The sequence below is a fragment of the Streptomyces nidicola genome (assembly GCF_050106155.1).
Lineage (GTDB): Bacteria > Actinomycetota > Actinomycetes > Streptomycetales > Streptomycetaceae > Streptomyces.
The window spans coordinates 5,500,046-5,517,803 of sequence record NZ_JBNBPI010000001.1; the positions used below are offsets into that span (position 1 = coordinate 5,500,046).

At 69.3% G+C, this 17,758-nt stretch carries 13 protein-coding genes and 1 rRNA gene; 11 read left to right on the top strand and 3 right to left on the bottom strand.

The features are described from left to right. Positions 1-23 precede the first annotated feature (23 nt). Positions 24-518 (bottom strand): metallopeptidase family protein, encoded by a 495-nt coding sequence (locus ACOKM3_RS25025; RefSeq protein ID WP_426906890.1) that lies wholly within the window; start codon positions 516-518, stop codon positions 24-26. 321 nt (positions 519-839) lie between these two features. Between ACOKM3_RS25025 and ACOKM3_RS25030 the strand changes: the two genes are divergently transcribed. The 7 genes from ACOKM3_RS25030 (at position 840) to ACOKM3_RS25060 (ending at position 8,432) form a co-directional block, all read left to right on the top strand. Continuing rightward, positions 840-1,217: a DUF3499 domain-containing protein gene (locus tag ACOKM3_RS25030; protein WP_206302118.1), complete on the top strand. Its 378-nt coding sequence runs from the start codon at positions 840-842 to the stop codon at positions 1,215-1,217. A gap of 148 nt (positions 1,218-1,365) precedes the next feature. Beyond that, a complete protein-coding gene (locus ACOKM3_RS25035; RefSeq protein ID WP_426903279.1) occupies positions 1,366-2,982 on the top strand; it encodes an L-lactate permease in 1,617 nt (538 codons plus the stop codon). Between the two features lie 158 nt (positions 2,983-3,140). Then, a complete protein-coding gene (locus ACOKM3_RS25040) occupies positions 3,141-4,508 on the top strand; it encodes a phosphomannomutase/phosphoglucomutase (RefSeq protein ID WP_426903280.1) in 1,368 nt (455 codons plus the stop codon). A gap of 223 nt (positions 4,509-4,731) precedes the next feature. Next, on the top strand, positions 4,732-4,902 hold the full coding sequence (locus ACOKM3_RS25045; RefSeq protein ID WP_266710935.1) for a Trm112 family protein: 171 nt from the start codon (positions 4,732-4,734) through the stop codon (positions 4,900-4,902). 105 nt (positions 4,903-5,007) lie between these two features. Continuing rightward, a complete protein-coding gene (locus ACOKM3_RS25050) occupies positions 5,008-6,135 on the top strand; it encodes an SIS domain-containing protein (RefSeq protein WP_426903281.1) in 1,128 nt (375 codons plus the stop codon). An 82-nt stretch (positions 6,136-6,217) separates the two neighbouring features. Next, a complete protein-coding gene (gene manA / locus ACOKM3_RS25055) occupies positions 6,218-7,369 on the top strand; it encodes a mannose-6-phosphate isomerase, class I (RefSeq protein ID WP_426903282.1) in 1,152 nt (383 codons plus the stop codon). An 85-nt stretch (positions 7,370-7,454) separates the two neighbouring features. Next, positions 7,455-8,432 (top strand): cation diffusion facilitator family transporter, encoded by a 978-nt coding sequence (locus ACOKM3_RS25060; protein ID WP_426903283.1) that lies wholly within the window; start codon positions 7,455-7,457, stop codon positions 8,430-8,432. A 118-nt stretch (positions 8,433-8,550) separates the two neighbouring features. Here ACOKM3_RS25060 and ACOKM3_RS25065 read toward each other — a convergent pair whose 3' ends face one another. Beyond that, on the bottom strand, positions 8,551-10,668 hold the full coding sequence (locus tag ACOKM3_RS25065) for a fructose-specific PTS transporter subunit EIIC (protein ID WP_426903284.1): 2,118 nt from the start codon (positions 10,666-10,668) through the stop codon (positions 8,551-8,553). A gap of 462 nt (positions 10,669-11,130) precedes the next feature. Here ACOKM3_RS25065 and ahcY point away from each other — a divergent pair, with 462 nt between their 5' ends. Both ahcY and ACOKM3_RS25075 read left to right on the top strand, forming a co-directional pair. After that, the gene (gene ahcY / locus ACOKM3_RS25070; protein WP_422407643.1) at positions 11,131-12,594 is read left to right on the top strand and encodes an adenosylhomocysteinase; all 1,464 of its coding nucleotides are present in this window, start codon (positions 11,131-11,133) and stop codon (positions 12,592-12,594) included. A gap of 225 nt (positions 12,595-12,819) precedes the next feature. Then, complete coding sequence (locus tag ACOKM3_RS25075; RefSeq protein ID WP_426903285.1) at positions 12,820-13,434, top strand: hypothetical protein; 615 nt, start codon at positions 12,820-12,822, stop codon at positions 13,432-13,434. A 10-nt stretch (positions 13,435-13,444) separates the two neighbouring features. Here ACOKM3_RS25075 and ACOKM3_RS25080 read toward each other — a convergent pair whose 3' ends face one another. Further along, positions 13,445-14,419 (bottom strand): RDD family protein, encoded by a 975-nt coding sequence (locus ACOKM3_RS25080; RefSeq protein ID WP_426903286.1) that lies wholly within the window; start codon positions 14,417-14,419, stop codon positions 13,445-13,447. Positions 14,420-14,524: 105 nt separating this feature from the next. Between ACOKM3_RS25080 and ACOKM3_RS25085 the strand changes: the two genes are divergently transcribed. Together ACOKM3_RS25085 and ACOKM3_RS25090 are read left to right on the top strand one after the other, a co-directional pair. Next, positions 14,525-15,532, top strand: coding sequence for a stage II sporulation protein M (locus ACOKM3_RS25085; protein WP_426903287.1), 1,008 nt, complete (start codon positions 14,525-14,527; stop codon positions 15,530-15,532). 583 nt (positions 15,533-16,115) lie between these two features. Next, positions 16,116-17,641 (top strand): 16S ribosomal RNA (locus tag ACOKM3_RS25090). Positions 17,642-17,758: the final 117 nt, after the last annotated feature.

Genomic DNA, 17,758 nt, shown 5'->3' on the forward strand with positions numbered 1-17,758 from the left:
CGGCTGCCTGCGGGGCGGCGGGGTCAGTCCTCGCCGTCTCCGTAGTCGCCATAGTCCCCGTAGCGGGGATCCACGGTCTCCGGGGTGAGCCCCAGGACCTCCGCGACCTGCTCGACGACGACCTCGTGCACGAGCGCCGCCTGCTCCTCGCGCCCCTTGGTGCGGATCTCCACGGGCCGCCGGTAGATGACCACGCGCGCGGGGGTGTCGTCCCGCGCGGGGACCGTGCCGCCGAGCGGCACCGTGCCGCCGGTCATCGCCTCGTCCTCGGCCGTCAGCCGGGGCACGTCCAGAATCAGGAAGTCGACCTCGGCGAGCTGCGGCCAGCGCCGCTCCAGGCGCTCCACGGAGTCCTGCACGAGGTCGGAGAAGGCCTCGGCACGGCTGGCGGACAGCGGCACCTGCGGCGGCGCCACGGGGCCGCGCATGCCCCGGCCGTGCCGGTCGCGGCGGCGCGGCGGGCGCGGTTCCCCGGAGGGCGGCGAAACCGCGTCGTCTGTGTTGACTGGCCTTTCCATCACTGACGCAGCGTAGTCCTCCGCGGCGCCGGAAGCGGGGCGGCGCCTGACGGAGCGCTCCATGTCGCTTCCTGACCGATCAAGCCAATCTTGGGGCTGATTCAACTTCTCTCCCGGATCGATGATCTCGCGGCAATTGGCGCTATATGCCCCGAGTGGTGACCGCTTTCAACTGCCCCGTGGGGCGCACAACCCGGGGTCCACGCAGGTCATCGGGGCGCACGCGCGCGGTGGTGTGCGCCGTATCACGCCACGACACGGTGGGGTGACCTCGGGGCGAGTCGTCGCGGCCCGCTCAAGAGTGCGGTACCGTCCAACGCTGTGAGCCCTGTACGTCGCTGTTCGCGCACCGCTTGCGGCCGTCCCGCCGTCGCGACGCTGACGTACGTCTACGCCGACTCGACCGCGGTCCTCGGCCCGCTCGCCACCTACGCCGAACCCCACTGCTACGACCTGTGCGCCGAGCACTCCGAGCGCCTCACCGCGCCGCGCGGCTGGGAGGTCGTCCGCCTCGCCGACACCAGCGGTCCCAGCCGCCCCAGCGGGGACGACCTGGAGGCCCTCGCCAACGCCGTGCGCGAGGCGGCCCGCCCGCAGGAGCGCGCGGCCGAGGCCGGCGGCTCCGGGCCGCGCACCGCGGACCCCATGGAGGTCGCGCGCCGTGGCCACCTCCGGGTGCTGCGCTCGCCGGACAACTGACCGGGCCGACGGCCGGTCAACTTCCTTGTAGGTCGGCTTCCTTGTAGATCGACCCCTTCACGGGATCTTCACAGTCGTACGCGTTGACCCGCGATTGTTGAGGACACGACGATTTCGCCACCCGACTCCGGGATTCCGGGAGGCGAAAGTGTTCGTCCAGCAATTGGAGCCCGTAGGCGGCTCGCTCGGCCTGTCCGCCCTCGTCGCGGCCCTGCCGCTCGTGACCGTCCTCGTCCTGCTCGGCGCCGTGCGCATGAAGGCGCACCGGGCGGGCCTGATCGGCCTCGCCGTGGCAGCCGCCGTCGGCTGGATCGCGTACGACATGCCCCTCGGGCAGACCGTCTCCAGCGCCGCACAGGGCGCGGTCTTCGGTCTTTTCCCCATCATGTGGATCGTCGTCAACGCACTGTGGGTGTACCGGATGACGGTGCGCACCCGGCACTTCGACATTCTGCGCCGCTCCTTCGGGCGGCTCTCCGACGATCCGCGCATCCAGGCGCTCGTCGTCGCGTTCTGCTTCGGCGCGCTCCTGGAGGCGCTCGCCGGGTTCGGGGCGCCGGTCGCCATCTGCTCGGTGATGCTGGTCGCGCTCGGCTTCGACCCCGTGAAGGCGGCGGTCGTCGCGCTCGTCGCCAACACGGCGCCCGTCGCCTTCGGGGCCATGGGCACGCCGGTCGTGACGCTGGCTCAGGTGACGGGCCTCCCGCTGGACACCGTCGCCTCTGTGGTGGGCCGTCAGACGCCGCTGCTCGCCCTCGTGGTGCCGCTCGTGCTCGTCGGCCTGGTGGACGGCAAGCGGGGCTTGCGGGAGACCTGGGTGCCCGCCCTCGCGTGCGGATTCGCCTTCGCCGTCGCCCAGTTCGTGGCCTCCAACTACGTGTCCGCCCAACTCGCCGACATCGGCGCCGCCCTGGTGGGCGCGGGCGCCCTCGTCGCGGTGCCGCACGCGCGCAGGCCGGCCGCCGAGCCCGTACGCGCCGCCGTCCTGACCGGCGTACGCAGTGAGGACCTGGACGAGGAGGACGCGCGGCCCGAGGTGCTGCGCGCCTACGCCCCGTACGCGCTCATCGTCGTGATCTTCTCCCTGGCGCAGATCCCGGCCGTCAAGGACTGGCTCGCCAAGGCCAACTGGGTCTTCGACTGGCCCTTCCTGAACGTCGCCGACCCGAGCGGCAAGCCCGTGGGCGGCAACATCTTCACGCTGCCGCTCGTCTCCACCGGCGGCACGCTCGTCCTGATCGCGGGCGTCTTCACCGCGGTCGTGATCGGGGTGCACGCGCGCGATGCGGTGCGTGAGTGGTTCGGCACCGTGCACGAACTGCGGTTCGCGATCCTGACGGTGACGAGCGTGCTGGCCCTCGCGTACGTCATGAACCTGTCCGGACAGGCCGCCACCATCGGGCACTTCGTGGCGGCGGCGGGCGCCGGGCTCGCCTTCTTGTCGCCGGTTCTGGGGTGGTTCGGCGTCGCGGTCTCCGGATCCGACACCTCGGCCAACGCCCTCTTCGGCGCCCTCCAGGTGACGGCCGCCCAGCAGTCGGGCCTCTCGCCGGAACTCCTCGCCGCGGCGAACAGTTCGGGCGGCGTCCTCGGCAAGATGATCTCGCCGCAGAACCTGACGATCGCCTGCGCGGCGGTCGGCCTCGCGGGCCGGGAGGGCGACCTGCTGCGCAAGGTGCTGCCGTGGAGCGCCGGGCTGCTGCTGGTGATGTGCCTGATCGTGTGGGGGCAGAGCACGGCGGTGCTGGGGTGGATGCTGCCGTGAGGAGGCTCGGCATCGCTCGGTGCTGTTTGGAACTGCTGTGACCAGTGAGGACGTGGGAGGCCGGGTTCCTCGGGAGGAATGAGGGGTTCACGATCCGCTGTCAGTGCGGCCAGGTACTTTGTGGGTCCGTGCAGGACTCCAGGAGGGCTGGGCAGACCGTGGCTGCTGCTGATCTGTCGCAGATCGTGAAGGCGTACGACGTACGTGGGGTGGTCCCGGACCAGTGGGACGAGGAACTCGCCGCGCTGTTCGGCGCCGCGTTCGTGCGAGTGACGGGCGCTTCCGCGATCGTCGTGGGTCACGACATGCGGCCCTCCTCGCCCGGCCTGACAGGGGCGTTCGCGCGCGGGGCCGCCGCCCTCGGCGCGGACGTCACCGAGATCGGCCTGTGCTCGACGGACCAGCTGTACTACGCGTCGGGTGCGCTCGACCTGCCCGGCGCCATGTTCACGGCCTCGCACAACCCGGCGCGGTACAACGGCATCAAGATGTGCCGGGCGGGCGCGGCGCCGGTCGGGCAGGACACGGGCCTCGCGGAGATCCGCCGGCTGGCCGAGGAGTGGAGCGCGTCGGGCGCCCCGGAGCCGGCCGCCACGCCTGGGACCGTCACGCGGCGGGACACGCTGCAGGACTACGCGGCGCACCTGCGCGGCCTGGTCGACCTGACGGCGATCCGCCCGCTGAAGGTCGTGGTGGACGCGGGCAACGGGATGGGCGGGCACACGGTCCCGACGGTCCTCGGAGGACTGCCGCTGGACGTCGTGCCGATGTACTTCGAGCTGGACGGCACGTTCCCGAACCACGAGGCGAACCCGCTGGACCCCGCGAACATCGTGGATCTCCAGGCACGCGTGCGTGCCGAGGGCGCCGACCTCGGCCTCGCCTTCGACGGGGACGCGGACCGCTGCTTCGTGGTGGACGAGAACGGCGACCCGGTGTCCCCGTCCGCGATCACCGCCCTGGTCGCCGCCCGCGAGCTCGCGCGAAACGGCGGCTCGGGAACGATCATCCACAACCTGATCACCTCCTGGACCGTGCCGGAGGTCGTGAAGGAGAACGGCGGCACGCCCGTGCGCACGCGCGTGGGCCACTCGTTCATCAAGCAGGAGATGGCCACCACCGGCGCGATCTTCGGCGGCGAGCACTCCGCGCACTACTACTTCCGCGACTTCTGGAACGCCGATACGGGCATGCTGGCGGCGCTCCACGTCCTCGCGGCGCTCGGCGGCCAGGACGGCCCGCTCTCCGCCCTGGTCTCCTCCTACGACCGCTACGCGGCCTCCGGCGAGATCAACTCCACGGTCGCCGACCAGACCGACCGCCTCGCCGCGATCAAGGCGGCGTACGCGGGCCGCGAGGGCATCACGACGGACGAGCTCGACGGCCTGACGGTCACCGCGGCCGACTGGTGGTTCAACGTCCGCCCGTCCAACACGGAACCACTGCTCCGCCTGAACACGGAGGCCCGGGACACCCCAACGATGGAAAAAACCCGCGACGAGGTCCTGGCGATCATCCGGGGCTGAGGTTCTGCCGCCGACCGCGGATCGCCGCCCGGTCCGGTGGGCCTCGCCGCCTTGGGCAATCTGCCGCCTTGGGCGGCAGGGTGGGCAAGGCGGCACCCGGTGCCGCGCACCCGTTCACGGGGGCCCCGGCCACCGCACGGCACCGGTTCCCGCCGGTAGGCTGGTGACCAGCGCCGCACACGGTGCAGCGCACCTGAACCCCACTCACCCTCGGAGGGAAACCATGCCGCTCGAAGCCGGCCTCCTGGAGATCCTCGCCTGCCCGGCCTGCCACGCCCCGCTCAAGGAGGCCGACGCCGAGCTGATCTGCACCGGCAAGGACTGCGGCCTGGCCTACCCGGTCCGCGACGGCATCCCCGTCCTCCTGATCGACGAGGCGCGCCGCCCCGCGTAGGACCTCCCCGGCGCCGACGGATCAGGGCCGCACGCGACCCGATCCGCCGGACACCCGCCCGGCAGGCCCTGACCCTCCACCACGCCCCGCAGGAGGCCCGACGCCATGTTCGACGAATCGCTCCTGGACGACCCGGACGCACTGGCCAGGGCCGACCACCGCGGCCTGCTGCGCGGCGCCGCAGAGGCCGGCGCCCGCGTCCGCACGGCGGCCCGGCACGCGGCGGAGGCCGGCATCGCCGACCTGAAGCCCGACGGCCGCCCCCGCGCCGTCCTGATCGCGGGCCCCGGCATGGCCGCCGCGGGCGTCGCCGACTTCATCGGGCGCCTGGCGGGCGCGGCCTGCCCGGTCGTCCGCCTGCGCCCCACCGGCGTGGCCCCCGCGGCGGGCGCGCTGCGCTGGGAGCTGCCCGGTTGGGCGGGCTCGGTCGACCTCCTCCTGATCGCCACCCCGGACGGCACGGAGCCGAGCCTCTCGCTCCTCGTGGAGCAGGCGTACCGGCGCGGCGTCACGGCCGTCGCGGTCTGTCCCTCCGGCGCCCCGCTGACCGAGGCCGTCGCAGGGGCGCACGGACTGTCCGTACCGATGGCCACGGCCCCGTACGAGCAGGACGAACCCGCGGCCGCCTCCGCGCCGGGCGCACTCTGGGCGCTGCTCACGCCCCTCCTCGCGCTGCTCGACCGCACGGGCCTCCTCCCGGCCGCGCCGGACACGCTCGAGAAGGTCGCCGACCGCCTCGACCAGGTCGCCGAGCGCTGCGGCCCGGCCGTCGCCACGTACAGCAACCCGGCCAAGACGCTCGCCGCCGAGCTCGCCGAGGCGCTCCCGCTGATCTGGACCGAGGGCGCCGCCGCGGGCCCGGCGGGCCGTCGCTTCGCCGCGGCCATCGCCGAGCTCGCCGGGCACCCCGCGCTCGCCGCGGACCTGCCCGAGGCGATGCCCGCCCATGGCGCGCTCCTCACCGGCGACCTGGCCGCGGGCGCCGACCCCGAGGACTTCTTCCGCGACCGCGTCGAGGAGGTCCAGATGATGCGCGCCCGCGTCGTCCTGCTGCGCGACCGCCCGGCCGGCGGCCTCACCGCCGCACCCGCGGCCCGCGAACTCGCGCTGTCGCACGACATCGCCATCAGCGAGCTGGAACCGGAGGAGGGCAGCGACCTGGAGACCCTCGCGGAGCTGATCGCCGTCACGGATTTCGCCGCCGTTTACCTGGGTCTCGCCTCGCGCGCCTGACAGCTTCAGAACAATCGGCTTCAGAACAGCCCTTGTCGTCCGCCCGGACCTCCGCCCGGACCGCGTATCGAAAGAAAGCCTCATGGACCGCCTCACCAACACCATCCGCCCCTACGCCTGGGGCTCCACCACCGCCATCCCGCAGCTCATCGGCGTAAACCCGACCGGTGAACCGCAGGCGGAGATGTGGATGGGCGCGCACCCGGGCGCCCCCTCGCGCACCGAGCGCGGCCCGCTCAACGAGGTCATCGACGCACACCCGGCCGACGAACTGGGCGACGCCGCCGTCGAAAAGTTCGGCCCCCGCCTCCCGTTCCTCCTCAAGCTGCTCGCCGCGGGCGCGCCCCTCTCCCTCCAGGTGCACCCCAACCTCCAGCAGGCGAAGGAGGGTTACGAGGACGAGGAGAAGCGCGGCGTCCCGATCGACGCCCCGCACCGCAACTACAAGGACGCCAACCACAAGCCCGAACTGATCTGCGCGCTCACGCCGTTCGACGGTCTGTGCGGCTTCCGCGCGCCCGAGGAAGCCGCCCGACTCCTCGAAGGCCTCGGCGTCGACAGCCTCAAGCCGTACGCCGATCTGCTGCGCGCCCACCCCGAAGAGGCGGCGCTGCGCGAGGTCCTCACCGCCGTACTGAGCGCCGATCCGGGGGAGATGGAGCGGACCGTCGCCGACGCCACGGCCGCCGCCCAGCGCATCGGCGGCGCCTACGAGCCGTACGCGGGCATCGCCCACCACTACCCCGGCGACCCGGGCGTCATCGCGGCGATGCTGCTCAACTACGTCCAACTGCAGCCCGGCGAGGCCCTGTTCCTCGGCGCGGGCGTCCCGCACGCCTACCTCAACGGCCTCGGCGTCGAGATCATGGCCAACTCGGACAACGTGCTGCGCTGCGGGCTCACCCCCAAGCACGTCGACGTCCCCGAGCTGCTGCGCATCGTCCGCTTCGAGGCCACCGACCCGGGCGTACTGCGCCCCGAGGCCTCACCCGAGGGCGAAGAGGTCTACGACACCCCCATCGACGAGTTCCGCCTCTCCCGCTTCGTCCTGCCCGAGGGCGGCGCGGACCACGAGCTGACGGCCGCGACGCCGCAGATCCTGCTGTGCACGGCGGGCACCGTCCGGGCCGGCGAGCTCGCGCTCGCACCCGGCGAATCGGCCTTCGTTCCGGCGGGCGAAAAGGTGAATGTGTCCGGATCCGGCACGGTTTTCCGTGCGACGGTGGTGGCCTGAGAGGCACCTGCGACGTCCCGTGCTGCAACAATGACCCACCGCGCACGGGACGTACGCAGAACCTCGAAAGGACACCAGGAACGACATGAGTGCTTCAGGCGGAGCCAAGGCGATCGTGGCGGCGCTGGCCGCCAACCTAGCGATCGCGGTAGCGAAATTCGTGGCGTTCCTCTTCAGTGGCTCCTCGTCGATGCTCGCCGAGGCAGTCCACTCGCTCGCGGACTCGGGCAACCAGTTCCTGCTGCTGATCGGCGGCAAGAAGGCCCAGCGCGAGGCGACTCCGCAACACCCCTTCGGGTACGGACGCGAGCGTTACATCTACGCCTTCTTGGTGTCGATCGTCCTCTTCTCCGTAGGTGGCATGTTCGCCGTCTACGAGGGCTACGAAAAGATCAGCCACCCGCACGATCTGGAGCACTGGTACTGGCCGGTCGGCGTCCTCGTCTTCGCGATCATCGCCGAGGGCTTCTCCTTCCGTACGGCCATCAAGGAGTCCAACGCGCTGCGCGGCAAGCTCACTTGGGGCCAGTTCATCAAGCGCGCCAAGGCGCCCGAGCTGCCGGTCGTCCTCCTGGAGGACTTCGGCGCGCTCATCGGTCTGGTCCTCGCGCTGTTCGGCGTGGGCCTGACGCTCGCCACCGGCGATGCCGTCTGGGACGGCATCGGCACGCTCTGCATCGGCATCCTGCTGATCGCCATCGCGATCGTCCTCGCCCTGGAGACCAAGTCGCTGCTGCTCGGCGAGGCCGCGGGCGCTGAGGAGGTCGCGAAGATCGAGCAGGCCGTCGTCGACGGCGAGACCGTCACCGGCCTGATCCACATGCGCACGCTCCACCTCGGCCCCGAGGAGCTCCTCGTCGCCGCGAAGGTCGCCGTTCAGCACGACGACACGGCCGCCGAGGTGGCCCGCGCCATAAACGAGGCCGAGGCCCGCATCCGCGCCGCCGTCCCGATCGCCCGCGTCATCTACCTCGAGCCCGACATCTACAGCGAGTCCGAGGCCGCGAAGGGATCCGACCGGGAGGCCCGCCCGGGCGGCCCGACGCCGACCCCGGAGCACTGAACACTCCCTCTACGTAGATGGGGCCCAGCCGAGAATCTTGGCTGGGCCCCATCTACGTAGGCACGCGGTGCGGTTACTGAGCTACGTAGGCACCTGGTTCGGTTACTGAACCTCCGGGTTACTGAACCTCCGCCAGCACCCGCAGGATCGCGGCCTCGTCCGGAGCCTCCTGCAGCCGCGCCCGGAAGTCCGTGTCCATCAGCTTCCGCGAGAGCAGCGCCAGGATCCGCAGGTGCTCGTCGCCCGCGGCCGCCTCCGGCACCGAGATCATGAAGACGAGCCTGGCCTTCGTGCCGTCGAGCGAACCCCACTCGATGCCCTCGTCGGACCGCGCGAAGCAGACGACCGGGGCGGTCACCGCGTCCGTCTTGGCGTGCGGGATGGCGATCTCCTCGCCGAGCCCGGTCGTGCCCTGCTCCTCGCGCCGCAGCGCGGTCTGTACGAGCTCCTCCATGTCGGCGACCTTGCCGGTACCGGCGGCGAGGCCCGCCATCTCGCGGATGGCCGCTTCCTTGTCCTGCGCGTCCAGCTGCACCTTGACGGTCCGGTCGGTGAGGTAGCCGGAGAGCACCTCGGGCGCCTGGTCATCGGCGGCGGAGGCGGTAGAGGCCGAGGCGGCCGCCTGAAGGGACGCCGCCGCGGACGCGGAGGCAACAGTCGCCGAGGCGTGCTCCTCCGGCGCGCTCTCGGCGGCGACGGCCGGAGTGGCACCGGCCAGGGCGGGCTCGGCCTCGCCGGAGCCGGCCTCATCGGACTTCGCGGAATCGGCCGCGGCCTGCTTGGCCGCGGAGCGGCGGTTGCTCACGCCGATCAGCGCGTTCGTGGTCATGGCGGTGACCACGGTGCCCGCCGCCATCGCGACGAAGAACATGGCGAGCCCGCTGATCGCGCCGAACACCGCGACGATCGGACCACCGTGCGGCACGGAGTCCTCGACCCCGGCGAGACCGGCGATCGCACCGGCGACCGCGCCACCCAGCATGTTCGCCGGAATGACCTGCGCCGGACGTGCCGCCGCGAACGGGATGGCACCTTCGGAGATGCCGAAACAGCCCATGAACAGCGCCGCGATACCGGCTTCGCGTTCCGCGTCCGTGTAGAGCTTGCGGCGGATCATCGTGGCCAGACCCTGGCCGAGCGGCATGACCGGGATGGCCGCGGCGGCCATACCCATGACGGCGTTGTTCGTCCCGATCAGACCGACGGCGAACAGGAACGCGGTCTTGTTGACCGGGCCGCCCATGTCGAACGCGATCATCAGACCGATCAGCGCACCGAGCAGCACCGCGCTCGACCCGGTCATCCCGCCGAGGAAGTCGGTGAGGTGCGTGAACACCCAGGAGATCGGCCCGCCGAGGATGTAGATGAAGGCGAGACCGACGGCCAGCGTGGACGCGATGGGGACCACGATGATCGGCATGATCGGCTGGATGGCCTTCGGGACCTTGATCTTCCGGATCGCGAGGACGAGATAGCCCGCGAGGAAACCGGTCACGATGGCGCCGAGGAAGCCGGCGTTGGCGTCGGAGCCGTAGATGCTGGCATCGGCGGCGAGGAAGCCGCCGATCATGCCCGGCACGAGCGCGGGCCGGTCACCGAGCGCGTAGGCGATATAGCCGGAGAAGATCGGCAGCATCAGCTTGAAGCCGAGCGTGCCGAGCGCGTTGACGTTGAACCAGAACGTGTCCTTGGGGATCTGGATCCCGTCGGGCGTCGCATGCCCCCCGATCGCCAGCGATACGGCGATCAGCAGACCGCCGACGACGACGAACGGGATCATGAAGCTGACGCCGTTCATCAGCGCCTTGTACGCCGCGCTGCGCTCCTTCCCGCCGGACGCCGCCGCCTCCTGCGCACCGCCGCCCTCCGAGCCGGCCACCGGCGCGCTCTGTACTCGCTCGATCAGCTGCTCGGGGTGGCTGATGCCCTCCGACACGCCGACCGACAGCACCCGCTTACCGGCGAACCGGGCACGGTCGACGTCCTTGTCGGCGGCGATGATGATGCCGTCGGCGTTCTTGACATCGTTGTCGGTCAGGACGTTCTCGGCCCCGATGGACCCTTGCGTCTCCACCTTCATGTCGATACCCGCGGCGTCCGCTGCCTGCTGCAGCTTCTCCGCCGCCATGTAGGTGTGCGCGATGCCGGTCGGACATGCGGTCACCGCGAGCAGCCTCAACTTCTTCTGCTGCTCGACGGTTCCTCCGCCCGCGTGGGGGTCGGCCGGACTGGTCACGTGGCTCTCCTTCAAGCGTTCCGTGCAAGAGCGCGCAAATCTTTGCCGCTCTCCCAGCATGGTGCAACACATACGCACAGGCCCGACAGTTCAAAGGTCCCTGATCCGGTAGTCCGTCGTCATGTATCCCTGTTTCCGCTCCGCCTTCCCCTCAGAGGAGGCCCGGCAGAGGAGGCCCGGTCCGGAACGCGCCCGACCGGATCGAGAGGCGGGGTGGGTTCGGCTGGGCCGATCGGTGTAGCTTTGTACCGAGCCAGACGTCGCTGCTGATGGCGGTCGGGCGGCCCGTACGCCGGGTCGGCCGAGGGAGAGAGGGCCTCCGACGGACTGCGCTGCGAGCGCCAGGGGACACTTGTGTCCCAGGACGCCGCAGGTCAGCTCCATGCGCGCATCGCCCATACCGTGGGCAGGCGCGTCAGCCCACCTCGACCGACTGCAACAGCACCGAGGAGCAGCTCACTTATGACTTCTGTCGCCAACCGACAGGACCAGGACTTCAAGGTCGCCGACCTCTCCCTCGCCGCCTTCGGCCGCAAGGAGATCACCCTCGCCGAGCACGAGATGCCCGGCCTCATGGCGATCCGCAAGGAGTACGCCGCCGCCCAGCCCCTCGCGGGTGCCCGCGTCACCGGCTCCCTCCACATGACGGTCCAGACGGCCGTCCTCATCGAGACCCTCGTCGCGCTCGGCGCCGAGGTCCGCTGGGCCTCCTGCAACATCTTCTCCACGCAGGACCACGCCGCCGCGGCCATCGCCGTCGGCCCGAACGGCACGCCGGACAACCCCCAGGGCATCCCGGTCTTCGCCTGGAAGGGCGAGACGCTGGAGGAGTACTGGTGGTGCACGGAGCAGGCTCTGACCTGGCCGAACACCCCCACCGGCGGCCCGAACATGATCCTCGACGACGGTGGTGACGCCACCCTCCTCGTCCACAAGGGCGTCGAGTACGAGAAGGACGGCAAGGTCCCCTCGGTCGACACCGCCGAGTCCGACGAGCACCGCGTCATCCTCCAGCTCCTGAACCGCACGATCTCGAACGGTTCGCAGAAGTGGACCCAGCTCTCCTCCGAGATCCGCGGCGTCACCGAGGAGACCACGACCGGCGTCCACCGCCTGTACGAGATGCAGCGCGACGGCGTCCTCCTGTTCCCGGCGATCAACGTGAACGACGCCGTGACCAAGTCGAAGTTCGACAACAAGTACGGCTGCCGCCACTCGCTCGTCGACGGCATCAACCGCGCCACCGACGTCCTCATCGGCGGCAAGACCGCCCTCGTCTGCGGCTACGGCGACGTGGGCAAGGGCTGCGCGGAGTCGCTGCGCGGCCAGGGTGCCCGCGTCATCGTCACCGAGGTCGACCCGATCTGCGCCCTGCAGGCGGCCATGGACGGCTTCCAGGTCACCACGCTCGACGAGGTCGTCGACAAGGTCGACATCTTCGTCACGACGACCGGCAACAAGGACATCATCATGGCCAGCGACATGGCCAAGATGAAGCACCAGGCGATCGTCGGGAACATCGGCCACTTCGACAACGAGATCGACATGGCCGGCCTGGCGAAGATCGACGGCATCGTCAAGGACGAGGTCAAGCCGCAGGTCCACACCTGGACGTTCCCCGACGGCAAGGTCATCATCGTGCTGTCCGAGGGCCGCCTGCTGAACCTGGGCAACGCGACGGGCCACCCGTCCTTCGTGATGTCCAACTCGTTCGCGGACCAGACGCTGGCCCAGATCGAGCTCTTCACCAAGCAGTCCGAGTACCCGACCGGCGTGTACGTGCTGCCCAAGCACCTGGACGAGAAGGTCGCCCGCCTCCACCTGGACTCGCTCGGCGTGAAGCTGACGACGCTCCGCCCGGAGCAGGCCTCGTACATCGGCGTCGAGGTCGAGGGCCCGTACAAGCCGGACCACTACCGCTACTGAGCACGCGCCTGCCGGGCACTGGTCTCCTGACCACTCGCCTCGGCACCGCGCACCAGCCGCCCGTCGGCTGACCGCCTCGCAGGACAGGCCCCCGCACCCCCGTGTCGGGGGCCTGTCCCGTGTCCGCGCACACCGCTGGCTACGGTGGACACGTCCTTCGACGACCGCCGACGCCGCACCCGACGGCGGCCGTCACCAGGCCAGACAGAGGACTCCACGAACGCCATGCCCCGCGGCCGTTATTCGCTCCACGATCTGCACGATCACACCCCCCTCGGCGAAGAACACTTCCAGTGCGCGCCCGGCCCTTCCGGCTGGCGCTATGTAGCGCAACGGACCACCCCCTCCGGCGACCACGCCGGCTCGATCGACCTCGCCCTCGACGAACTCGGCCGCCCCATCCGCCTCGAACTGAATGCGGCGAGCTGGCAGGTGAGAGGCGCCGCCATCGACGGCGTCACATGGGTCCGCACCGACCCCACCGGCACTCACGCGACCGAAGGAAACGCCCCCGCGCACGCGTTCACGGGAACCTCCCCCGCGTTCCTCATCGCCACCGCACGTCTGCTCGGTCTCACCCCCGCTTCCCCTCCGACCCGCGTCCGCCTCGTCGCTCTGACGGACCCCGTCCTTGCGCCGCGCACTCTGGACCAGTCCTGGACCTTGCTGAACAGCGAAGCACACGCCACTGACAACGGGCCTCTGACCGTGGACGAATACCAGGTCACAGCCCTGGACACGGGGGAGCAGCAGGCAGTCCACATCAGCGGAGACGTGGTCCTGGCGGCCCCCGGCATCGAGCTGGAGGACCTCGAGACCCCGCCGTCGGTGTTCCGCTGACGCCGCGCGCTCAGGCCGGCGGTACGAACCCGGTGGCCGGCCCGTCCGAACTCCCGGATCCCGCCGGGGAGTTGTCGGCCACACCGGGCGCAGGGGCCGGAGAAACAGGGGGAGCGGGAGGAGCCGGAGGAGCGGGCGGAGTCCACGGCGGCACGGGGCCCGCGGCCTCTCCGTATCCGCCATACGCCCCCGGAGCGGCACCGGCCGCAGGCGAAGCCGCCTGACCACCCGCGGCGCTCGCTCCGAACGCCCGCTGAGCCTCCCGCGCCTGCCGCTCGTGCGTCACGGCCGCCAGGAACGCGGCGGGCGGCACATCACTCGGCACCGGCGCCCCCGTGTGCGCGGCGAGCTCACCCGCGAGCCGCTCGGCGATCCCCCACCCGACCTGCGGATCCAACTGCCCCATCCGCGTCAGGTACTGCCGCACCGCGAGCCACAGCCCCTCCGGCACGGCCGACAGATCCAGCTCGGCGAACCTTCCCACCAGCCACGGCGGGGGAGGCGGCACGACCGCCAACTGCCCGGTCGGCACCCTTTCCCGTACGACGAGGGTCCCGGCGAACACGTCGCCGACCCGCCGGCCCCGCGCGGACACGAGCGAAGCGATGCACGCCACGACCCCAAAGGTCATGAGGATCTCCACGACCCCGACGGCCCCCCGTACCAGCGCATGCCGGAACCGGATCGGCCCGCCGTCGTCCCGCACGACGCGCAGCCCGCACGCAAGCTTCCCCAGCGATCGCCCATGGCTCAACGTCTCCACGGCGATCGGAATCCCGACCAGTACCAACAGAAACGTGGCCACCGCGACGGCGGCGACCGCCGCGTCGTCGAGCGAGGCGGTCGCCGCCGCGAACGCCATGGTCACCGCGATATAGACGGCGAACGCCACCGCCAGATCGATGAGTACCGCAAGCGCCCGACTCGGCAGCTTCGCGGGCCGCAGCTCCAGCGCCACCGCCTCACCCGTCACCAGCTCACTCACGCCGGCCACCCACCCTTCAACGAGCTGCCCCAGGAACCGCCAGTCTGCCAAGCTGAAGGACCATCGCGCCGTACAGGTGCCGGAAAGCGAGGAGCAGCAGACCGGATGGACCTCGACGTCTTCGTGTCCGCCCACCGGGCCGAGTGGGACCGACTGGACTCCCTGCTGCGCCGCCGACGCCGACTCACCGGCACAGAGGCGGACGAACTGGTGACCCTGTACCAGCGCACCGCCACCCACCTCTCGCTCATCCAGTCGAGCGCACCGGACCCCCGGGTGATCGGCCGCCTCACTCAACTCGTGGCCCGCGCGCGTAGTGCAGTGACGGGTACCCGCCGCGCTTCATGGCGCGACGTCACGCACTTCTTGACCCACGGTTTCCCGGCAGCGGTCTACAGAGCGCGCCACTGGTGGGTACCCACCGCACTGCTGTCGACCGCGACAGCCGCCCTCATCGGCTGGTGGATCGGCACCCACCCCGATGTCCAGGCCGCCATCGCGGCCCCCTCCGAGCTCCGCGAGATGACCCGCCCCGGAGGGCAGTACGAGACGTACTACTCGAGCCACCCGGCCGCGTCGTTCGCCGCCCAGGTCTGGACGAACAACGCCCAGGCCGCTGCCATGTGCCTGGTTCTGGGCGTCTTCCTGGGCCTGCCGGTCCTGTGGATCCTCTTCCAGAACATGCTCAACGTAGGTGTGGGCATCGGCCTGATGGCCTCCGTCGGCCGCCTCGACACCTTCCTGGGGCTGATCCTTCCGCACGGCTTGCTCGAACTGACCGCGGTCTTCGTAGCCGCCGGGACCGGACTCCGCCTCGGATGGACCGTGATCGACCCGGGCCCCCGCACGCGCAGAACGGCCCTGGCCGAAGAGGCCCGAGCGGCTCTCGGCATGGCCATCGGACTGGCCCTGGTCCTCTTCATCTCCGGGGCCATCGAAGGCTTCGTCACCCCCTCCGGCCTCCCGACCTGGGCCCGCATCGCCATCGGCATCACGGCAGAACTGGCCTTCCTGGCGTACGTCTATGTCCTCGGCGGCCGAGCGGTTCGTGAGGGCGAAACGGGCGATGTGGCCACGGACGAGCGCAGTGCGCTGCTTCCCACGGCCGCCTGATGTGCGAGCGCCCCGCTGACCTGCTAGTCTCCTCTTCGCCCCGGAAAGACCGTTGACACGGACAGACCGGGGAGGTAGATTCGAACAGTTGCCCCGAACTCGACAGGTTCGATTGCAACGGCTAGTATCTAGCGCGCTTCACGAAATTCAATTCTTCGAGAAGCCCCTCCCGATTAATCGGAAACCCTGAGCCGGTCAGCCCGGCCAAAAACTTCTGATAAAGTCGGCACCGCCGAAAGGCAAAGGCCCTCCAACGGCCACCGGAAATGAAATCCGAACCGGAAACGGAACGGGAAACGGATCTGGTAAGGTTGGAAACACGAAATACCGAAGGGAAGCGCCCGGAGGAAAGCCCGAGAGGGTGAGTACAAAGGAAGCGTCCGTTCCTTGAGAACTCAACAGCGTGCCAAAAATCAACGCCAGATATGTTGATACCCCGTCTCCAGCATCTGCTGGGGCGAGGTTCCTTTGAAAAGTCCTGCAGGCCACTGGCTGGCAGGCACACAGCGAGGACGCTGTGAACGGTCGGATTATTCCTCCGACTGTTCCGCTCTCGTGGTGTCACCCCGATGACGGGGAAACATTCACGGAGAGTTTGATCCTGGCTCAGGACGAACGCTGGCGGCGTGCTTAACACATGCAAGTCGAACGATGAAGCCCTTCGGGGTGGATTAGTGGCGAACGGGTGAGTAACACGTGGGCAATCTGCCCTTCACTCTGGGACAAGCCTTGGAAACGAGGTCTAATACCGGATAACACTCCCATTCTCCTGGATGGGGGTTAAAAGCTCCGGCGGTGAAGGATGAGCCCGCGGCCTATCAGCTTGTTGGTGAGGTAATGGCTCACCAAGGCGACGACGGGTAGCCGGCCTGAGAGGGCGACCGGCCACACTGGGACTGAGACACGGCCCAGACTCCTACGGGAGGCAGCAGTGGGGAATATTGCACAATGGGCGAAAGCCTGATGCAGCGACGCCGCGTGAGGGATGACGGCCTTCGGGTTGTAAACCTCTTTCAGCAGGGAAGAAGCGAAAGTGACGGTACCTGCAGAAGAAGCGCCGGCTAACTACGTGCCAGCAGCCGCGGTAATACGTAGGGCGCAAGCGTTGTCCGGAATTATTGGGCGTAAAGAGCTCGTAGGCGGCTTGTCACGTCGATTGTGAAAGCTCGGGGCTTAACCCCGAGTCTGCAGTCGATACGGGCTAGCTAGAGTGTGGTAGGGGAGATCGGAATTCCTGGTGTAGCGGTGAAATGCGCAGATATCAGGAGGAACACCGGTGGCGAAGGCGGATCTCTGGGCCATTACTGACGCTGAGGAGCGAAAGCGTGGGGAGCGAACAGGATTAGATACCCTGGTAGTCCACGCCGTAAACGGTGGGCACTAGGTGTGGGCAACATTCCACGTTGTCCGCGCCGCAGCTAACGCATTAAGTGCCCCGCCTGGGGAGTACGGCCGCAAGGCTAAAACTCAAAGGAATTGACGGGGGCCCGCACAAGCAGCGGAGCATGTGGCTTAATTCGACGCAACGCGAAGAACCTTACCAAGGCTTGACATACACCGGAAACGTCCAGAGATGGGCGCCCCCTTGTGGTCGGTGTACAGGTGGTGCATGGCTGTCGTCAGCTCGTGTCGTGAGATGTTGGGTTAAGTCCCGCAACGAGCGCAACCCTTGTTCTGTGTTGCCAGCATGCCCTTCGGGGTGATGGGGACTCACAGGAGACCGCCGGGGTCAACTCGGAGGAAGGTGGGGACGACGTCAAGTCATCATGCCCCTTATGTCTTGGGCTGCACACGTGCTACAATGGCCGATACAATGAGCTGCGATACCGCAAGGTGGAGCGAATCTCAAAAAGTCGGTCTCAGTTCGGATTGGGGTCTGCAACTCGACCCCATGAAGTTGGAGTTGCTAGTAATCGCAGATCAGCATTGCTGCGGTGAATACGTTCCCGGGCCTTGTACACACCGCCCGTCACGTCACGAAAGTCGGTAACACCCGAAGCCGGTGGCCCAACCCCTTGTGGGAGGGAGCTGTCGAAGGTGGGACTGGCGATTGGGACGAAGTCGTAACAAGGTAGCCGTACCGGAAGGTGCGGCTGGATCACCTCCTTTCTAAGGAGCATCTAGGCCGCCAAACGTTGTTTGGTGGTCCAGGGCCATTACGTCGGCAAACGTTCGACGGTGGTTGCTCATGGGTGGAACGTTGATTATTCGGCACGATCAGGATGA